Origin of the sequence: Streptomyces durocortorensis, from assembly GCF_016901035.1 — a bacterium.
GTDB lineage: Bacteria > Actinomycetota > Actinomycetes > Streptomycetales > Streptomycetaceae > Streptomyces > Streptomyces durocortorensis.
Window position 1 is genome coordinate 1 of record NZ_JAFEUF010000156.1, and the last position, 17,295, is coordinate 17,295.

Sequence of the window (17,295 nt, forward strand, 5' to 3'; positions counted from 1 at the left end):
CCACCCCCCCACGACCCGGCCACCCCTCCCGCCCCCTATCGCACCTAACAAGCGCTTGGTAGATTCCCGCTCAGGAGGGCCGACATGGACGACCAGTCCCACGCGATGGACTTCACCGGACGGGCCGTACTCGTCACGGGCGGCACCAGGGGCCTGGGGGCCGCGATCGCGCGAGCCTTCCTCGCAAGCGGCGCGGACGTGATGGTCTGCGGACGCGGGACACCCACCGCACCGCCGTCGACGGGGGGACGCGAGGCCGCGTTCCGGGCCGCCGACCTGCGGGATCCGGCGGCCGCGGCGGACCTCGTCACGGCCACCGCCGAGCGGTTCGGGCGGCTGGACGTGCTCGTGAACAACGCCGGCGGCTCCCCGGACGCCGATGCTGCGACGGTCTCGCCCCGCTTCGTGGAGAAGGTGGTCGCGCTCAACCTTCTCGCCCCCTTCTACACCGCCCAGGCGGCGAACCTGGTGATGCGGGAGCAGTCGGACGGCGGGAGCGTGATCAACATCGGCAGCGTCTCCGCCCGCACCCCGCAGCCGGGCACCGCCGCCTACTCCGCAGCGAAGGCGGGCCTGCTCGGGCTGACCCGGGCGCTGGCCCTCGAATGGGCGCCACGGGTCAGGGTCAACCACATCACGGCGGGCCTCATCCGGACCGAGAACGCCACCGCGCTGTACGGCGAGGACGACGGTGCCGCGGTGGCGGACCTCGTCCCGATGGGGCGGCTGGCCGAGCCGGACGATGTGGCGCGGGCCTGCCTCTGGCTGGCCTGCGACCTCTCCTCGTACGTCAACGGCGCCGACCTCGCCGTGCACGGGGGCGGCGAGATCCCGGCCAGATACACAGCCGCTCGTCACCCCAGCCCTCCTTAATAGTCACCTTGACTCTAATAACGCTCATCCCTTATCGTCGTCATGACGAAATCAAGGGGGTCCGCATCATGGCCGACATCACCCGGCGCTTCGGCTGGCGCCACCTGCGCTCCGCGCCCACCGCCCACATCCGCCACCACAAGCGCGGGCAGCTCGCCCACGACGGTCAGGGGCTCAGCTTCTGGTACCGGTCGCTGTCGGCGGCGCTGTCCGAAGTACCGGTCGACGACCGGGAGCTGGCCATGGCGTTCCACGCCCGTACGGCCGACTTCCAGGACGTCACCGTGCAGGCCACCGTCACCTACCGGATCAGCGATCCGGCCGAGGCGGCCAACCGGCTCGACTTCTCCGTGGACCCGGACACCGGCAGCTGGCGCGGCGCACCGCTGGAGCAGATCGCCACCCTCCTCACCGAGACCGCGCAGCAGCACACGCTGGACGTCCTGGCCCGCACCCCGCTGGCCGCCGCCCTGGTGGACGGCGTCGCCTCCGTGCGCGACCGGGTCGCCACCGGTCTCGCCGCCGAGCCCCGCCTCCCGGCCACCGGCATCGACGTGGTGGCCGTGCGCGTCGTCGCGATCCGCCCCGAGGCCGAGGTCGAGCGCGCCCTGCGCACCCCGGCCCGCGAGCAGATCCAGCAGGAGGCGGACCGGGCCACCTACGAACGGCGGGCCGTGGCCGTCGAGCGCGAACGAGCCATCGCCGAGAACGAGCTGGCCAGCCAGATCGAACTGGCCCGGCGTGAGGAGCAGTTGGTCGACCAGCGCGGCACAAACGCCCGCCGCGAGGCCGAGGAGAAGGCCGCGGCCGACGGCGTACGGACGGAGGCGGAGGCCGCCCGCAAGGTGCGCCTGGCCCGGGCGGAGGCCGAGGCGGCGCGCGAGACGGGTGCGGCCCGGGCCGAGGCGCAGGCCGCCTGGTTGCGGGTGCACGGCGAGGTCGCTCCGGCCACGCTGCACGCCCTGGCAGCAACCCGGCTGGCGGAGAACCTGCCGCGCATCGAGAGCCTCACCCTCTCCCCCGACGTCCTCACCGGACTGCTCGCCAAGCTCGGCCGCCCGGAAGGCGGGGCGGGAGCGTGAGCCTGGCGCCGCGGGCGGTGATCGTGCACCGGCGGACGGAGTACGAGGAGCTGCTCGCCCGGCACGGGACGCACGGGCAGGCCGCGTTCTTCCTGTCCAGCCGGGGCCGCTCGATCGACGAGGTGGCACGGCGCCACCACCGTACGCGGGAGGCGCTGCGGGACGTGGCGGCGGCGGTGCCGCTGACCTGGCGCAACTCCCGGGTGGAGCGGGCGGACCTGGACCGGTTCCTGTTCGCGCCGGAGGACGTGGTGGTCGTGGTGGGCCAGGACGGCCTGGTCGCCAACACCGCGAAGTACCTCACCGGACAGCCGGTGGTGGGCATCGACACCGACCCGGGGCGCAACCCCGGCGTCCTGGTCCGCCACCGCCGTACCGACGCGGCGGCCCTGCTGCGCACCGCGACCTCCGCCGGAGGCCGGGCCGAGGAGCTGACCATGGTCGAGGCCGTCGCCGACGACACCCAGCGCCTGATCGCCCTGAACGAGATCTACCTCGGGCCGCCCGGCCACCAGACGGCCCGCTACCGCCTGGGCGACGACGGCGGAAGCGCCCCCGGCGAGGCCCAGGCGTCCTCCGGGGTGCTGGTCGGCACCGGCACGGGCGCCACCGGCTGGCTCCGCTCACTGTGGCTGGAGCGCGGCAGCGCGCTGCCGTTGCCCGCGCCGTGCGACGCGCGCCTCCTGTGGTTCGTGCGCGAGGCCTGGCCCTCCCCGGCGACCGGCACGTCGAGGGTGGCGGGCGAGCTGGGGCGGGGCCAGGGGCTGCGGCTGACCGTGGAGTCGGACCGGATCGTGGTGTTCGGGGACGGGATGGAGTCCGACGCCCTGGAGCTGACCTGGGGGCAGAGCGTACGGCTCGGCATCGCGGAGAGGTCGCTGCGCCTGGTGATCTGAGCACGTCCGGCCCGGCCGCTTCGCTACGGTGATCCGTACGCGTCCCCCGTACGCGTACAGCACATGCAGCACGCACACGCACCGGAGAGCGGAGAACCAGCACCATGCCGGCCGATCCTGCCACCGAGCCCGCCCGCAATACCCTTCCGCCCACCGCACAGGCGGCCCTCGGAGTCGGGGTGATCGTCGAGGACGGCCAAGGGCGCATCCTGCTGGGCCGGCACCACAGCGGTACGTGGGAGCTGCCGGGCGGGAAGGTCGACGCGACGCACGAGTCGATCGCCGCGGCGGCCGTGCGGGAGCTGCGCGAGGAGACGGGCCTGGTGGTCGACGAGGGGTCCGTGGACGTCATCGCGATGGTCCATGACGTGATCGGCGGGATCAACCGCATCAGCATGGCCGCCGTCGTCCGGCTCGCCTCCGGGGTTCCCGAGGTGACCGAGCCGCATCTGATCAGCGCCTGGCAGTGGACCGCGCCCGAAAAGCTGCCGGCCCCGCTGTTCGATCCGTCGGCACAGATCCTGGCGGCCTGGCGACCGGAGCTGGGCATCACCCACCCGCCCGCGCACACCCTGCGGATCGCCGGATGCGGACTAATCGGACCAGCTGTATGAATAAGGGACCATCCGCGCGATCGGAGTAGGCCCATGGACGATTACCCGCTGCTGAACCTCTTCCTGACCATGCTGTACCTGTTCCTGTGGGTCATGTGGTTCTTCCTGCTGTTCAAGGTGATCACCGACCTCTTCCGGGACCACTCGCTGAACGGCTGGGCCAAGGCCGGCTGGCTGGTCCTCGTCATCCTTCTGCCCTACGTGGGCGTACTGATCTACCTCATCGTCCGCGGGCGCAGCATGCACGAACGCGACGAGAAGCTGGCCAAGGACTCGGAGGCCGCGTTCCGTGACTACGTACGCCGGGCCGCCGGGCCGGAGGGCGGCTCGGGCGGCAGCGACCACGTGAACGACCTGGCGAAGCTCGCCGAGCTCAAGGACAAGGGCGCGATCAACGCCGAGGAGTACGAACAGGCGAAGGCGAAGCTGCTCGCCTGAGACCGGGCTCCGACATGACGCATCGAGGAAGGTGGACTGCTCGTGCCCAGTGATCTCCAAGCCGACACGGTCGGCCCGGTGGACGTCGCCGTCATTGCCTTCGAGGGCAATCGGTTCGACGGCCGGATCGTCCCCGCACTGCGGGAGCTCCAGCAGAACGAGACGGTCCGGATTCTCGATCTGGCTTTCGTCTCCAAGGCGCGGGACAGCTCGGTCAGCGTGCTGGAACTCGCCGATCCGGGGGTCGCCGAGACCTTGCGGCAGGTTACGGACGTCCAGTTCGACCTGCTCAGCGACGAGGATCTGCGGACGGTGTCCGACTCCCTCGGTGAGGAATCGTCCGCTCTCGTCGTGGCCTGGGAGAACACCTGGGCCGCACGGCTGGCGGCTGCCGTGCGGGGGTCCGAGGGAGAGCTGGTGATGCTGGAGCGCATCCCGCGCGACGCCGTCGTCGAGGCGATCACGGCACTCGGCGCCACCTGACGGAGACGGCGCTCGACACCTGACAGAGACGGCGCCCGGCGCCACCTGACAGAGACGAAGGAGACGGCCAGTCATGCCTCAACGATTCGGACGGCCCGGCCTGCTGGGCACCATCGCCCGCACCGCCGTCATCTCGGGCACCGCCACCGCGGTCTCCAACCGTGTGGAGCGGCGCGGGATGCAGCGCCAGACGGCCGCCCAGGCCCCGCAGATGCCGGCAGCTCCGCCCCCTCCTCCTCCGGCCGCGGCGCCCGCGGGCACGGACCGGGTCGGCCAGCTGACCCAGCTGGCCGATCTGAAGGCCCAAGGCCTGCTCACCGATGAGGAGTTCGCGGCCGAGAAGGCCCGCATCCTGGGGTCCTGAAACAGGCGCCCCGATCTCTCGGCCCGCCCGGACCCTGCGGGCTCTCGTCGCACCGCGTCCGACGGCGGACCGAGGGGGCGCGGACCGAGGGGTCATGGTTCACGGAACACCTCCTCACACCTCCTCCGCCCTCCCCCATCGGCTTGTAATGCCCGAGTAACGGTGCCCTCCTAGCGTGCGGACTCCCCCGTTTCGCCTCTGGAGGAGCATCCCGATGCACCTGTCTCGATCGCCCCGGCGCAGAACCGCCGCATGGGTGGCGGGGGCAGCGCTCACCGCTGCGGGCCTGCTGATCGGTCCACCATCCGCCGCCGCCGGCACCGGCCCCTCGGTCAGCGTCGACGCCGCTCTGCTGGACGCTGTGGACGGGGGCGGCGAGGCGTCCTTCTTCGTCGTCCTCAAGGACAGGGCCGATCTGTCCGCCGCCCGGGGCAAGCGCGCGCACGCGGCCAGGACGAAGTCGGCGTTCACCGAGCTACGGGCCGAGGCGGACAGCAGTCAGCGCTCCCTCAACTCCTTCCTCGACAGGAAGAGGGTGGGCCACCAGAACTTCTGGATCGCCAACACCGTGAAGGTGACCGGCGACGAGGACCTCGTCCGGGAGCTCGCCGAGCGCTCCGACGTCGCCGGGATCGTCAAGGAGCAGCACTACCGGCTCGGCGATGTCGAGGCCGCGCCCTCCACCGCCGGGACGGACGCCGACGGCGGGCCCGAGTGGGGTGTCAAGGACATCAAGGCCGACCAGGTCTGGAAGGACTACGACGACCGCGGTGAGGGCGTCGTCATCGCCAACATCGACTCCGGTGTCCAGTACGACCACCCGGACCTCGTCGCGAACTACCGGGGCAACAACGGCGACGACACCTTCACCCACGACTACAACTGGTACGACGCGACCGGTGAGTGCGGTACGGGCGGCGACCCCTGCGACAACAACGGCCATGGCACCCACACGATGGGCACCATGGCGGGCCGGGGCGGCGTCGGCGTCGCCCCGAACGCCACCTGGATCGCCGCCAAGGGCTGCGAGACGTCCTCCTGTTCGGACGAGTCCCTGCTCAGGGCCGGTCAGTGGATCCTCGCGCCGACCGACCGCGACGGGCAGAACCCGCGTCCGGATCTGGCGCCGAACATCGTCAACAACTCCTGGGGCGGCGGCGCGACGACCTTCTACCAGGACATCATCGAGGCCTGGAACTCCGCGGGCATCTTCGAGGCGTTCGCGGCGGGCAACGAGGGTGACGGCGCGACCTGCGGCACCACCGAGGCCCCCGGCGCGCAGGCGCCCGCGTACGGCGTCGGCGCGTACGACGTCAACGGCCGGATAGCCGACTTCTCCGGCTTCGGCCCTTCCCCGGTCGACGGCTCGGCAAAGCCGAACATCTCCGCGCCAGGCGTCAACGTCCGCTCCAGCTGGCCGGGTTCGGCGTACAAGGCGCTCGACGGCACCTCGATGGCGACCCCGCACGTCGCCGGCGCAGTCGCCCTGCTGTGGTCGGCCGCCCCCTCGCTCATCGGTGACATCGACAGGACCCGCACGCTGCTCGACGAGGGCGCGCTCGACGTCGAGGACACCCACTGCGGCGGCACCGCCGGCATGAACAACGTGTGGGGCGAGGGCAAGCTCGACATCCTCGCCTCCCTCGACAAGGCCCCGCACACCGCGGTCACCGTGTCCGGCGAGGTCACCGACAAGGCGACGGGCGCCGCGCTGCCGGGCGTCACCGTCAAGGCCACGCACGACGCCACGACCCGTTCGGTGACCACCGGCCCCGACGGCTCCTACCGGCTGTCGCTGTCCCCGGGCACGTACACCTTCTCGCTCTCCGCCTACGGCTATGCGACCGGCACGGTCTCCGGCGTCGAGCTGATCACGGGCGAGCCCGTCACGCAGGACGTCGAACTCGCCCCGATCGCCTCGCACGCGGTGACCGGCACCGTCCTCGACGTCACCGGCAAGCCGCTCGCGAAGGCCGTCGTCTCCCTGCCCGGCGCACCGGTCGACGCGGTCACCACGGACGCCAAGGGCCGCTTCGCCCTGCCGAAGGTCGCCGAGGGCGCGTACACGCTGCGCGTCACGCCCGTCGCACCCGTGATGTGCAACGGTGCCCACAACGGCGCGCTCAAGGTCGACGGCGCCGAAACGGCCCAGGTGAAGCTGCCGAACCGCACCGACGCAGGCGGCACGTACTCCTGCGCTCCCGTCACCTCCTCCTGGATCAAGGGCTCCACCGACACCGGCCTGACCGGCGACGAGGACGCCACGACCGTCTACCTGCCGTTCCCGGTGCGCTACTACGGCGTGACGTACACCAGCGCCTCCGTCACCACCAACGGCCTGGTCAACTTCGTCCAGCCGCACCTGGGCGACTACGCCAACACCGCGCTGCCCGCCGCCGCCCGGCCCAACGGCGTCGTCGCCGCCTTCTGGGACGACCTGGTGCTCGACAAGCGCTCCAGCGTGAAGACCGCCGTCACCGGCAAAGCCGGATCCCGGAAGTTCGCGATCGTCTGGAACAAGGCGTCCTTCGCCGCCGAACCTTCCGTGCGGATCTCCTTCCAGGCCGTCTTCGACGAGGCCACCGGCGCTATCACCCTGCAGTACCGCGGCGCCGGCAGCAGCATCCTCCAGCGCGGCGGCTCGGCGACCACCGGCATCGAGAACCAGGCCGGCACCGACGGCCTCGGCCACTCCTTCGACGAGGCCGTCCTGAGCGACACCACCGCCCTCCACTTCACCCCGAAGGACGCCCGATGAGAGACATCCGACGCCGCGGCCTGCGCCTGGCCTCCGTACTGATCGCCTCCGGCCTCGCGATGAGCGCCTCCCCCGCGGTCCACGCCGACGACAACGGCCTCCTGAAGCTCACCGACAGCCAGGCGGACGCAATGGCCCGCCGGATCATGCCCGACGTCCACGGGGACGGAAGCGCGAGCGCCGACGAGGGCGGGACCGGGGACGGACGCGGCCTCGACCCGCGTCGGGCCGGCGAGGACACCCCCGCCGGCCCCGTCTGGAAGCTGACGAAGACGTCCGGCGTCGAGGGCGCCCAGGGCATGGCCGCCACCTTCCCGGTCGGCGGCACGAGCGGCGACTACTTCTCCGTCAACGCGCTCAGCCCGATCCAGCGCATCGGCGCCAACGGCAAGCAGCGGTGGTCGCGCGATTCGACAACCCTGGACAGGGACTGGCAGATCACCCCGACCCGGGGCGGTCCGGAGCCGTACCCCGCCGCCGTCGTCATGGGCTTCAACGCGGTCAGCCCGTTCGGCACGGGCACCGACGACGGGGTCACCACCGGCGATCTGACCGGCGACGGGGTCGACGACATCGTCTTCACCGCCAGGGTCGGCGTCCTCCCCTACCGGCCGTTCACCTCGCCCGGCTCCTCCCTGCCCAACGGCACCTTCGTCACGGTCCTCGACGGCGCCACCGGCAGGACGCTGTGGTCGAAGCTGTACGCCGCCGCGTACAACATCAAGCTGGTCGGCAAGACCCTCGTCATCGCCGACTCGGCGTACTACAACATGAACTCGCCGGGCGGCTCCAAGGCCACGCTCAACGGCCTGCGCTTCCGCTATGCCGACGGCAAGCTCACGCCGGCGAAGACGTGGACGTACGACGCCGGCACGTACACCGGAGTCCAGTGGGGCTCGCTCGAACCGATCGGGGGCGGGCTGCTCGCCGCCTCCTGGAACCAGGAGCGCCGGGAAACCTCCGACCTGACGCCCAGCGGCCACACCCTGGTGATCGACACCAAGGACGGCAGCGTCAAGTGGGCCAGAACCGGACGCCTCTACGTCCGCCAGCTGAGCCTGGACGCCGCGCGCGGCCGGATCGTGGCGCTGGAGCAGTCGGACGCCGCCGAGGGCGTGAAGTACGAGATCTCCTCGTACGCCCCGGCGAACGGTGCCCGCACCGGCCTCACCGAGCGGATCAACGCGCTCCCGCTCGCGCTGGAGATCGGTGACATCCAGGGCAACGCCAAGCCGGAGTACACGGTCAGCGAGTCCACCCTCGACAGCACCCTCGGGATGAACAGCAACAGCGTCCGGGCGCTGAACGGCGACGACGCCGGCCTGCTGTGGGCCCGTACCGTCAAGCGGACCGAGGACTCCGGCGATGTCGGCGCCGCCTGGGGCCTGCGGGCGGTGGACGGGAAGATCGTCGCCTCGTACCTGGACACCCAGGACAACCGCTCCGCCGGGAACCGGGCCGCGAAGCACTACGCCCGGCTCGCGGTGCTCTCCGGCGCCAAGGGCGCCGTGACGTGGGAGAAGCGCGGCATCGTCGGCTCGATGATGGACGCGCAGCCCTTCCGGAAGGGCGACGCCTGGCGGGTGCGCACGGTCGACACCGCCCAGAACGTACGCGTCTACAACCTCGGCAACGGCAAGCAGCGGGACGTCCAGCCGCTGGAGGGCACTCCGTTCACCGCCGCGGCCACCGACGTCAACGGCGACAAGAAGAACGACGTCGTCCTCGGCGGCTCCTCCGACGGCCTGTTCGCCTACGACGGCCCGTCGCTGGTGGCGGGCAAGCCCGAGCGGCTGTGGACGGCGACGCTGCCCGGCCGGGTGGTCCAGGTCATCACGGCCGACACCACCGGCGACGGCCGCGACGAGCTGATCGTCGCGGCGAGCACGGCGACCGCGATCGTGGATGCCCGCACCGGCAAGGTGCTCACCGTCATCGACGGCGGCGCCGGCGAGTACGTACGCAACGTCGTCGCGTCCGACCTCGACGGCGACGGCGTCGCCGAGGTGGCCGTGGCGACCGACAAGGTACGCGCGTACGAAGGCGACGGCTCCCTCAAGTGGCAGTACGCGGTCCCGGCGGAGACCGGCACCCCGGCGTTCGCCGACCTGTCCGCGGCAGACGGCAGGGTCTACGCCCAGTACCAGACCCGCGGCGCCGACGTGAACGCGTCCCCCGTGGTCGGCGGGGTCGCGCTGAAGGGCAGGAACGGCTCGGCCGTCTGGTCGTTCACGCCGAAGGCGCCCGACACCAGCCAGGGCTCCGTGCTCGGCATCCCGATGCGGGCCGGCACCTTCGCCTCGCCCGGCATCCCCTACGCCGGCGGGCACGCGGTGGTCTTCACCTACGTCGTGCGCGGCAACTCCGAGCAACTGCCGCCGAACCAGCTGACCAACATGGTCCAGATCCGCGACGGCCGCACCGGCGAGCTCCTGCACGAGGCGGAAGCGGGTGGCTTCGCCACGCTCGCGAACTGGACCACGGGGCCCGAGGGGCTGGTCGAGAACAGCCTCGCCTCGCTGCGGACCTATGCAGCCGACGGTGTGGACCGCACGCCGCGCGCGATGGCCGAGGTCCGCAGCGGCTCGTTCGCCACAGGGCCCGGCGGCGCCCGCGTCCTGGTCCGCAGCGGCACCCAGTTCGTGAACCTCTACGACCCGACGGTGCTGACGAGCGGCGTGGACTACCCGAAGGCCGACACCGGCTTCGGCGCGAACGGCGCGCGCGAGCACTTCGTCGCCGACCTCGACGGGGACGGGAAGGACGAGATCGTCCTGCTCCCCTTCGACGACTACGCCGCCGACCGCACCGCCGGGCTGATCGGCACCGAGGTGTCGAATCCGTACACGGCGATCCGCGCGGCGATCACGCTGACGATCGACAAGTCCTGAGTTCGACAAGGGCTGACGATCCATGAGGCCTGACGATCGACAGGGCCTGATCGCATGACCGGCCTCCCGGGCGCTCGCCGGGGTGGCCGTACGCGTGCTCGGATACAGTGGCGCTCCCATGAACGCGCGGTATACGACACACAGCCCGGCCACGACCGTCCCGCGTCTGCGTCTCCATCTTCTCGGCGGTTTCCGGGCGACGCGTGACAGCGGGCCCGCGCTCCCCGAACGGTGGTCACGGCTGACCGCACAGGCCCTGGTACGGCTGCTCGCCGTCGTCCCGGGACACCGGCTCCACCGGGAGCAGGTCATGGACATCTGCTGGCCGGACGCCGGGCCGCAGGCCGCCCAGGGCAGTCTGCGCGTCGCGCTCCACGCCGCGCGCCGGACCCTGGAGCCCGAACTCGCGCCGCGCGCCGCGTCGTCGTACCTGATCGCGGACGGCACCCTGTTGGCCCTCGATCCGGCGACCGTGTGGATCGACGCGGACCATGTGGAGGAGGCGGCGCGGTCGGCCCTCGACCACGGCGACGAGCGGGAGATGGCGGACGCGCTGGCGCAGTTCGCGGGTGAGCTGCTGCCGGAGGACCGGTACGCGACCTGGGCGGAGGGACGGCGCGCCCAGCTCGCCGCGCTGAAGGAGAAGCTGCTGCTGGGGCTCGCGTCGGCGCATCTGGAGGCGGGCCGGCTTCCGGAGGCGGCGGCCTTCGCGGAGGAGGTCCTCGGGGCCGGTCCTGCCGAGGAGCTGGCGCACCGCGTCCTCATCGACGTGTACACCCGGCAGGGGCTGCGCCGTCGCGCGGTGCGGCAGTACCACATGTGCCGGGCGGCGCTGGAGGCAGAGCTGGGAGTGCGGCCGGGTCCGGAGACGGAGCGCCTGCACCGCGCGGCGCTCGCGGCGGCGCCCGCGCCCGTCCCGTCCGCGCCGTCGCTGCCGGCCCCGCTGCGCGTTCCGGCCGCGACACCGCTGCGCGGCCGGGAGGAGCTGCTCGACCGGTTGCTCACGGCGGCCGGGCCCGCGGTCAGGCTGTTGACCGGCGAGGCCGGCGTGGGCAAGACCCGGCTGGTGGGCGAGGTGGCACGGCTGTCCGCCGCCGCCGGGACGGCCGTGCTCTGGGGGGCGGGGCACGACGCCGAGGGACACACGCCGTACGGGGCGTTCGCGGAGGCGCTCGACGGGTGGCTGGCCGAACGCGACCCGGCACAGCGGGCGCGGGTGGGCACCGAGTACCCGGAGCTGGCCGCGTTCCTCCCGGCGCTGGGCCGGGTGCGCGCCGACACGGAGCGGAGCCCCGAGGAGGAACGGGACCGGCTGTTCCGGGCCACGGCGGGCCTGCTCGACGAACTGGCGTCGGTGCAGCCCGTGCTGATCGTCCTGGACGACCTGCACGCGGCGGACGAAGGATCGTTTCAGCTGCTGAGCCACCTGGCCCGGAGGGCGGCGCAGTCGGGCGGCCCGAGGTTCCTGCTGACGTACCGCGAGGAGGAGTTGCCCGACGGCGACCCCCGCCGGAGCGGGCTCCGGTCGCTGCTGCGCCAGGGCCTCGCCGCGCGGGAGGAGGTCCGCCGCCTGAGCCAGGAGGCCTGCCTCGCGGTGGTACGCGACACGGTCCGGCGAACGGTGGGGCCGGAGGTGCGGGGAGCGGCCGTGCCGAAGGCCTCCGTACCGCGAACGCCCGCGCAGGGGACGTCCGTACCGCGAACGCCCACGCCGGGGCAGGCCGTGCCGGGGGCGGACGGAGAGGCCTCATCGGGAAGAGCCCGGGGCGAAGGGCTGAACCGGGTCTGGGAACTCTCCCTCGGCAACCCGCTGTTCGCCGTCGAGCTGGCCCACGGCCTGGCCGAAGGCGACCCCGGCGCGGTGGCGCCGGACGGGGTGCGGCAGCTGGTGGCGGAGCGGCTCGGCCGCCTCGACCACGACACGCGGCGCATCGTCGAGGCGCTGTCGGTGGCCGGGCCCGAGACCGCGCTGTCCGAACTGCTCGACGTCGCCGCGCACGGACTGCACCCGCCGGTCCCGGACGGTGCCGCGACCGACGCGCTGGAGCGTGCCATCGGCGCCTCGCTCGTCGAGGAGCGGGAGATCGTGGTGGCGGGGCGGCATGAGCCGGGACTGATCTTCCGCCACCCCCTGGTCCGCCTGACCTGCTACGAACAGCTCTCCGCGCTCCGTCGCAGACAGCTCCACGGCGCCTTCGCCCAGGCCGTGCTGCGCCGCCGCCCGGACGCCGTCGACACGCTCGCCTCGCACTTCACCCGCGCCGACGATCCGCGCGCCGCCGAGTACCTGCGCCGGGCCGCCGCGCGGGCCGCGGCCCTCTTCGCCAACGACACCGCCGACCGCTACTACCGGGATCTGGTGGCGCGGCTCGACGTGGACGCGGCCCGGGCCCGGCTCGCGCACAGCCAGGTGCTGCGCCGTATGGGGGACTTCGGCCGGGCGGCCGAGGTCCTGCGGCTCGCGCTGGAGGAGTTCGTCCGCCGCGACGACCACGAGGACGTGGTGCTCGCCGCGTCGTGGCTGGCCGACACGCTGGGGCGGACCGGCGCCCCGGAGGCCGGGCGGCAGGTGCTGCGCGAGCATCCGGTGACCGCGGACACCGCTCCGGAGCCGGCCGCGGCCCATTTCCTCGCGCTGTCCGTGATCTGCCGGGTGCAGGGGAGGTACGAGGAGGGGTACGCGGCCGCCCAGCAGGCGCTGGCCGCCGCCTCACGGGTGCCGGGCAGGCCGGGGCAGGGTCTCCTGGCCCGCGCCTACGGTCAGCAGGCCGCCGACCTGGGCCTCAGCGGCCGGCTGGACGAGGCGCGGCGGGCGGCCGATCTGGCCCTCGGTCCGGCCGAGCGGTACGGGGATCCGACCCTGCTCGGCTCGGTCCTGTCGACCCTGCGGGAGAACGGGCGGCGCGGTGGGCAGCTGCGTGAGGCCGTCGCCATCGGGCAGCGCGCCCTCACCCTCGCCGAGCAGTCCGGCGATCCGACCGCGGCCGCCTTCGAACGGGCGAACCTGGCTGAACTCCACCTGCTCCTTGAGGAGTTCGACGAGGCACGCGTGCTTGCCGAGGCGGCGGTGGCGGGCGCCGAGCAGGACGACGCCTGGTGTCTGCCGTACACCCTGGCGACCTTGGCCACGGTACGGATGCGCACGGGGAGGGCCTCCGAGGCCGGGGCCCTCCTCGGCCGCGCCGAGGGCTCCGTCGCCGGACTCGTGGACCGGCAGGCGGGCCACGGGATACGCACGGCCCGCGCCGAACTCGCCCTGCGCACGGGCCGCCCGCACGACGTGCTCCGGGCCGTCGAAGGGCGCGCGGAGGACGCCCCGGTGCTGGTGGCGTGGGGGGAGATCCTGACGGGTCGGGCCGGACCGGCACGGGAGCTGGCGGATGCGGAGGCCGTACGGGCGGGGCGTACGGGTGAGCGCATCGCCGAGGCGGAGGCGTGCATCGCCCTCGCCGTGGCCCTGTCCCGGCTGGCGGCCGACGAGAGGGAGGCCGGGGCCGCGCGGACGTCCCTCGCGCGGGCCGAGGACCTGGCCCGGGCGCTCCCCTATCCGGCAGGCGTACGCCATGCGGCCACGGCACGGCGGCTGATGGACGGGGCGACCGGGGCCACGGGGGCGAGCAGCGGCTGACGGCCGGGGCGGGACCGATGCCCGCCGCCTCCGGTGACTTTCGCCCCCGGGACCGATCAACCAACCTCATGGGCAGCAGGAATTGCCCCGCGTCAGGACGCCTGCTCGTCGCCCTCACTGGGCACATGGCTCAGGTCGACGACGCAGAAGACGTTGCCGTCCGGGTCGGAGAGGACGACGAAGTCGGGGTCAGCCGGGTAGAGATCCCATTCGACGGTCCGCGCGCCGATCCCGACCAGCCGCTGGACCTCCCTCTGCTGCTCCTCGGCCGTGTCCACGAACAGGTCGAGGTGCAGGCGCGGGCGCGGCTCGGCCGGGGAGGCGCTGTGCATCAGGGCGAGAGCCCGGCCGGAACCGTCGCGGTGATGGAGGGTTCGCCATGTTTCGCTCTGCCGCTCCGACGAGACGACCAGGTCCAGCGCTTCGGTCCAGAAGGCCACCGCGCGGGGAACATCCGTGACGCCGAGGACAGGAAATCCGAGTCTCAACATGCGAGCGAGCATAGGTGACGCGACCTGGGGCGCCGAAGCCCTTCCACAGGTCCACCCCTCCGTCCCGAGCCGCACGAACCGCCTGACCCGTCCCCCCGGATATATCGGCCTGTCTGGAATACGCCGGGCGGGGTAGACGGGAGGGGCGAGCAGGTCGCGGTGGGCCGCGACGGGTGTTGACGGGGGATATCTCATGGGACAGCTGACAATGAACGGCCGGGAACGACAGGAGGCGGCTGTCACGGGCACCGTGCGGGGCAGCGCCGTGTACGACATGGCTTCCGGCGAGATCGCGCAGGCCCGCGCCTTCGTCAGAGACTTCCTGGACGCCGCGCAGTCGCAGCACGGCCTGAGCGTCTCCGCCCGGGCGGTCGAGATCGCGCAACTGGTCGTCAGCGAACTGGCCACGAACGTCTGCAAGTACGCGCCCGGCCCCTGCCTGCTGGACCTCGAAACCGATGGCGTCCTGATGGACATCGTGATGTGGGACTCCGGCGCGGTCCTGCCCGCAGCCTCGCCCGCCGACCCGACCCGCATCGGTCAGCACGGCCTCGAACTCGTCCTCCTGGTCTGCCAGAGCTTCGCTGTCCACCGCGAACCGGTCGGCAAACGCATCCGTGTCCAGATTCCCCTGCACGACACGTCGATGCCCTGACCAGTTCCGTGGTGCGGGTGGGCGCCGGCCGCCGAAGATGCCCGTTGTTCGGGGGCGGGCGGCTGTCTCCCCTAAGAAACGATCAAGGGCCGGTTTCGGATGACTCCGAAACCGGCCCTGATCTGCGACTGTCTCCAGTCGGGACGACAGGATTTGAACCTGCGACCCCTTGACCCCCAGTCAAGTGCGCTACCAAGCTGCGCCACGTCCCGCTGCCCGTCTGACCTGGGGTTTCCCCTGGCCGAACGCGCATGAGAACAATACCGCACTCCGGCAGGTGGTCACCAACACCATTCCGCGCTTGACCTCAACCATGGTTGATGTTGAACGCTCGGATCATGACGCACACGACAGCCGCACCGGCCCTCGACCGCCACGACACCCTGTCGCCCGACCGCCAGGACATCGCCCGCCTGATCGCCCTGATGACCGGCGACGAGAAGCACGCCCCCGCCGCCCATTCCACCCTCGACGCCCTGTGGGTGCTCTACAACCGGGTACTCCGGGTCACACCGGACACGGTCGACGACCCTGGGCGCGACCGCTTCCTGCTCTCCAAGGGGCACGGGCCGATGGCGTACTACGCCGTCCTCGCCGCGCACGGCTTCTTCGGCGAGGAGCTGCTGCCCGGCTTCGGAGCGTACGACTCGCCACTCGGCCACCATCCGGACCGGCTGCTGGTGCCGGGGGCGGAGATCGGCAGCGGGTCTCTGGGGCACGGGTTGCCGCTCGCCGTCGGGACCGTGCTGGGGCTGCGCGCCCAGGGCCTCACCGACCCCCGGGTCTGGGTCCTGATCGGCGACGCCGAGCTGGACGAGGGCAGCAACCACGAGGCCATCGCCCACGCCGGCCCGGCCGGGCTCGAACAGCTCCACACGCTGGTGATCGACAACGCGTCCGCCACCCACGGCTGGCCCGGCGGGATCGCCTCCCGCTTCGCGTCGGCCGGGTGGGCGGCGGTGACCGTGGACGGGCGCGACCACGAGGCCCTGTACGAAGCGTTCACCACACCCCACCCGGGCAGGCCGCTGGCCGTCGTCGCCCGCGTCGAACCCAAGAACTGACCGCAGCAGACCGAGAACCCGGGAGGGAACCTTCATGGACACTATGCGTGACCGATTCATCAGCACCGCCTCGCAGCTCCTGGACGAGGAGTCACGGCTGGCTGTCGTGCTCGCCGACATCAGCGCCGACGGCTTCGCACCGGCCCGGCGTGCCCACCCCGACCGGGTCGTGAACGTCGGCATCCGGGAACAACTGCTGGTCGGGGCCGGTGCGGGTATGGCACTGACAGGCATGCGGCCGATCGTGCACACCTTTGCCAGTTTCCTGGTCGAGCGCCCGTTCGAGCAGGTCAAGCTGGACTTCGGGCACCAGGGGGTCGGCGGGATCCTGGTCAGCGCCGGCGGCTCGTACGACTGGCCGGCCGGGGGCTTCACGCACATGGCGCCCGGCGACGTCGCCCTCCTCGACACGCTGGACGGCTGGACGGTCCACGTGCCGGGTCATCCGGACGAGGCCGAGGCCCTGCTGCGGGAGGCGGTCACCGGCGACGACCGGGTGTACGTACGCCTCTCGCTCCAGGCCAACCGCCAGGCGCGGCCGGTGAGCGGCACGGCCGGGTTCACCGTGGTGCGTGAGGGACGGCGCGGGACCGTGATCGCGGTCGGCCCGATGCTCGACAACGCCCTCGCAGCCACCGAGGGGCTGGACGTGACCGTGCTGTACGCGACGACCGTGCGCCCCTTCGACGCGGCGGGGCTGCGCCGGGCCGCCGGTGCGACGACGGCTTCGGACGTGGTGATCGTGGAGCCGTATCTGGCCGGAACCTCCGCCGCGACGGCGGGCGAGGCGCTCATGGACCTGCCGCACCGGGTGCTCGGGCTGGGTGTGGGCCGCGCCGAGCTGCGCCGGTACGGGCAGATGGAGGAGCACCTCTCGGCGCACGGCCTGGACCCGCAGGGCCTGCGGGAGCGGATCACCGGGTTTCTGCACCCCTGAGCAGCGAGCAACCGGGGGATCCCTGCGCCCGTGAGCAGCGAGTACCCCGGGGAACCCTGGGGATCCTGACGGTCAGCCGTCAGGATCAGCCGTCGCCCTTCCCCGGCGCCCCCTCACCCAC

The 17,295-nt window shown here is 72.5% G+C and carries 14 protein-coding genes and 1 tRNA gene; 13 read left to right on the forward strand and 2 right to left on the reverse strand.

What is annotated here, in order from left to right:
- Positions 1 to 84 precede the first annotated feature (84 nt).
- From JS521_RS24645 to JS521_RS24690, 10 genes are all read left to right on the forward strand, one after another.
- Entirely contained in the window at positions 85 to 873 is a 789-nt protein-coding gene (locus JS521_RS24645; protein WP_205085129.1) for an SDR family oxidoreductase, read from the forward strand.
- Positions 874 to 941: 68 nt separating this feature from the next.
- The gene (locus JS521_RS24650) at positions 942 to 1,955 is read left to right on the forward strand and encodes an SPFH domain-containing protein (RefSeq protein ID WP_205085130.1); all 1,014 of its coding nucleotides are present in this window, start codon (positions 942 to 944) and stop codon (positions 1,953 to 1,955) included.
- On the forward strand, positions 1,952 to 2,851 hold the full coding sequence (locus tag JS521_RS24655) for a hypothetical protein (RefSeq protein ID WP_205085131.1): 900 nt from the start codon (positions 1,952 to 1,954) through the stop codon (positions 2,849 to 2,851). Before JS521_RS24650 ends, JS521_RS24655 begins: the two co-directional genes overlap by 4 nt.
- 104 nt (positions 2,852 to 2,955) lie before the next feature.
- Positions 2,956 to 3,465, forward strand: coding sequence for a nucleotide triphosphate diphosphatase NUDT15 (locus JS521_RS24660; RefSeq protein ID WP_205085132.1), 510 nt, complete (start codon positions 2,956 to 2,958; stop codon positions 3,463 to 3,465).
- Positions 3,466 to 3,498: 33 nt separating this feature from the next.
- Positions 3,499 to 3,903, forward strand: coding sequence for an SHOCT domain-containing protein (locus tag JS521_RS24665; RefSeq protein WP_205085133.1), 405 nt, complete (start codon positions 3,499 to 3,501; stop codon positions 3,901 to 3,903).
- Between the two features lie 42 nt (positions 3,904 to 3,945).
- Positions 3,946 to 4,386, forward strand: coding sequence for a DUF6325 family protein (locus tag JS521_RS24670; protein ID WP_307847945.1), 441 nt, complete (start codon positions 3,946 to 3,948; stop codon positions 4,384 to 4,386).
- Between the two features lie 73 nt (positions 4,387 to 4,459).
- Complete coding sequence (locus JS521_RS24675) at positions 4,460 to 4,750, forward strand: SHOCT domain-containing protein (protein ID WP_205085134.1); 291 nt, start codon at positions 4,460 to 4,462, stop codon at positions 4,748 to 4,750.
- Between the two features lie 214 nt (positions 4,751 to 4,964).
- Entirely contained in the window at positions 4,965 to 7,508 is a 2,544-nt protein-coding gene (locus tag JS521_RS24680; protein ID WP_205085135.1) for a S8 family serine peptidase, read from the forward strand.
- On the forward strand, positions 7,505 to 10,399 hold the full coding sequence (locus tag JS521_RS24685; protein WP_205085136.1) for a PQQ-binding-like beta-propeller repeat protein: 2,895 nt from the start codon (positions 7,505 to 7,507) through the stop codon (positions 10,397 to 10,399). The genes JS521_RS24680 and JS521_RS24685 overlap by 4 nt, the downstream gene beginning before the upstream one ends.
- A gap of 118 nt (positions 10,400 to 10,517) precedes the next feature.
- On the forward strand, positions 10,518 to 14,027 hold the full coding sequence (locus JS521_RS24690; protein ID WP_205085137.1) for an ATP-binding protein: 3,510 nt from the start codon (positions 10,518 to 10,520) through the stop codon (positions 14,025 to 14,027).
- A 92-nt stretch (positions 14,028 to 14,119) separates the two neighbouring features.
- On the opposite strand, the gene JS521_RS24695 is transcribed toward JS521_RS24690, so the two are convergent.
- A complete protein-coding gene (locus JS521_RS24695; RefSeq protein WP_205085138.1) occupies positions 14,120 to 14,518 on the reverse strand; it encodes a VOC family protein in 399 nt (132 codons plus the stop codon).
- Positions 14,519 to 14,711: 193 nt separating this feature from the next.
- On the opposite strand from JS521_RS24695, the gene JS521_RS24700 reads away from it, so the two are divergent.
- The gene (locus JS521_RS24700) at positions 14,712 to 15,173 is read left to right on the forward strand and encodes an ATP-binding protein (protein ID WP_205085139.1); all 462 of its coding nucleotides are present in this window, start codon (positions 14,712 to 14,714) and stop codon (positions 15,171 to 15,173) included.
- 138 nt (positions 15,174 to 15,311) lie between these two features.
- Here the strand turns inward: JS521_RS24700 and JS521_RS24705 are convergent.
- Positions 15,312 to 15,385 (reverse strand) — tRNA-Pro (locus JS521_RS24705).
- 126 nt (positions 15,386 to 15,511) lie between these two features.
- Between JS521_RS24705 and JS521_RS24710 the strand changes: the two genes are divergently transcribed.
- Positions 15,512 to 16,237, forward strand: coding sequence for a thiamine pyrophosphate-binding protein (locus JS521_RS24710; RefSeq protein WP_205085140.1), 726 nt, complete (start codon positions 15,512 to 15,514; stop codon positions 16,235 to 16,237).
- 34 nt (positions 16,238 to 16,271) lie between these two features.
- The gene (locus JS521_RS24715; protein WP_205085141.1) at positions 16,272 to 17,174 is read left to right on the forward strand and encodes a transketolase family protein; all 903 of its coding nucleotides are present in this window, start codon (positions 16,272 to 16,274) and stop codon (positions 17,172 to 17,174) included.
- Positions 17,175 to 17,295: the final 121 nt, after the last annotated feature.

Coding starts and splice junctions, on each gene's coding strand:
- JS521_RS24665 (WP_205085133.1), top strand. CDS start 3,499: ATGGACGATTACCCGCTGCTGAACCTCTTCCTGACCATGCTGTACCTG.
- JS521_RS24695 (WP_205085138.1), bottom strand. CDS start 14,518: ATGTTGAGACTCGGATTTCCTGTCCTCGGCGTCACGGATGTTCCCCGC.
- JS521_RS24660 (WP_205085132.1), top strand. CDS start 2,956: ATGCCGGCCGATCCTGCCACCGAGCCCGCCCGCAATACCCTTCCGCCC.
- JS521_RS24675 (WP_205085134.1), top strand. CDS start 4,460: ATGCCTCAACGATTCGGACGGCCCGGCCTGCTGGGCACCATCGCCCGC.
- JS521_RS24645 (WP_205085129.1), top strand. CDS start 85: ATGGACGACCAGTCCCACGCGATGGACTTCACCGGACGGGCCGTACTC.
- JS521_RS24715 (WP_205085141.1), top strand. CDS start 16,272: ATGGACACTATGCGTGACCGATTCATCAGCACCGCCTCGCAGCTCCTG.
- JS521_RS24685 (WP_205085136.1), top strand. CDS start 7,505: ATGAGAGACATCCGACGCCGCGGCCTGCGCCTGGCCTCCGTACTGATC.
- JS521_RS24700 (WP_205085139.1), top strand. CDS start 14,712: ATGGGACAGCTGACAATGAACGGCCGGGAACGACAGGAGGCGGCTGTC.
- JS521_RS24650 (WP_205085130.1), top strand. CDS start 942: ATGGCCGACATCACCCGGCGCTTCGGCTGGCGCCACCTGCGCTCCGCG.
- JS521_RS24710 (WP_205085140.1), top strand. CDS start 15,512: ATGACGCACACGACAGCCGCACCGGCCCTCGACCGCCACGACACCCTG.
- JS521_RS24680 (WP_205085135.1), top strand. CDS start 4,965: ATGCACCTGTCTCGATCGCCCCGGCGCAGAACCGCCGCATGGGTGGCG.
- JS521_RS24690 (WP_205085137.1), top strand. CDS start 10,518: ATGAACGCGCGGTATACGACACACAGCCCGGCCACGACCGTCCCGCGT.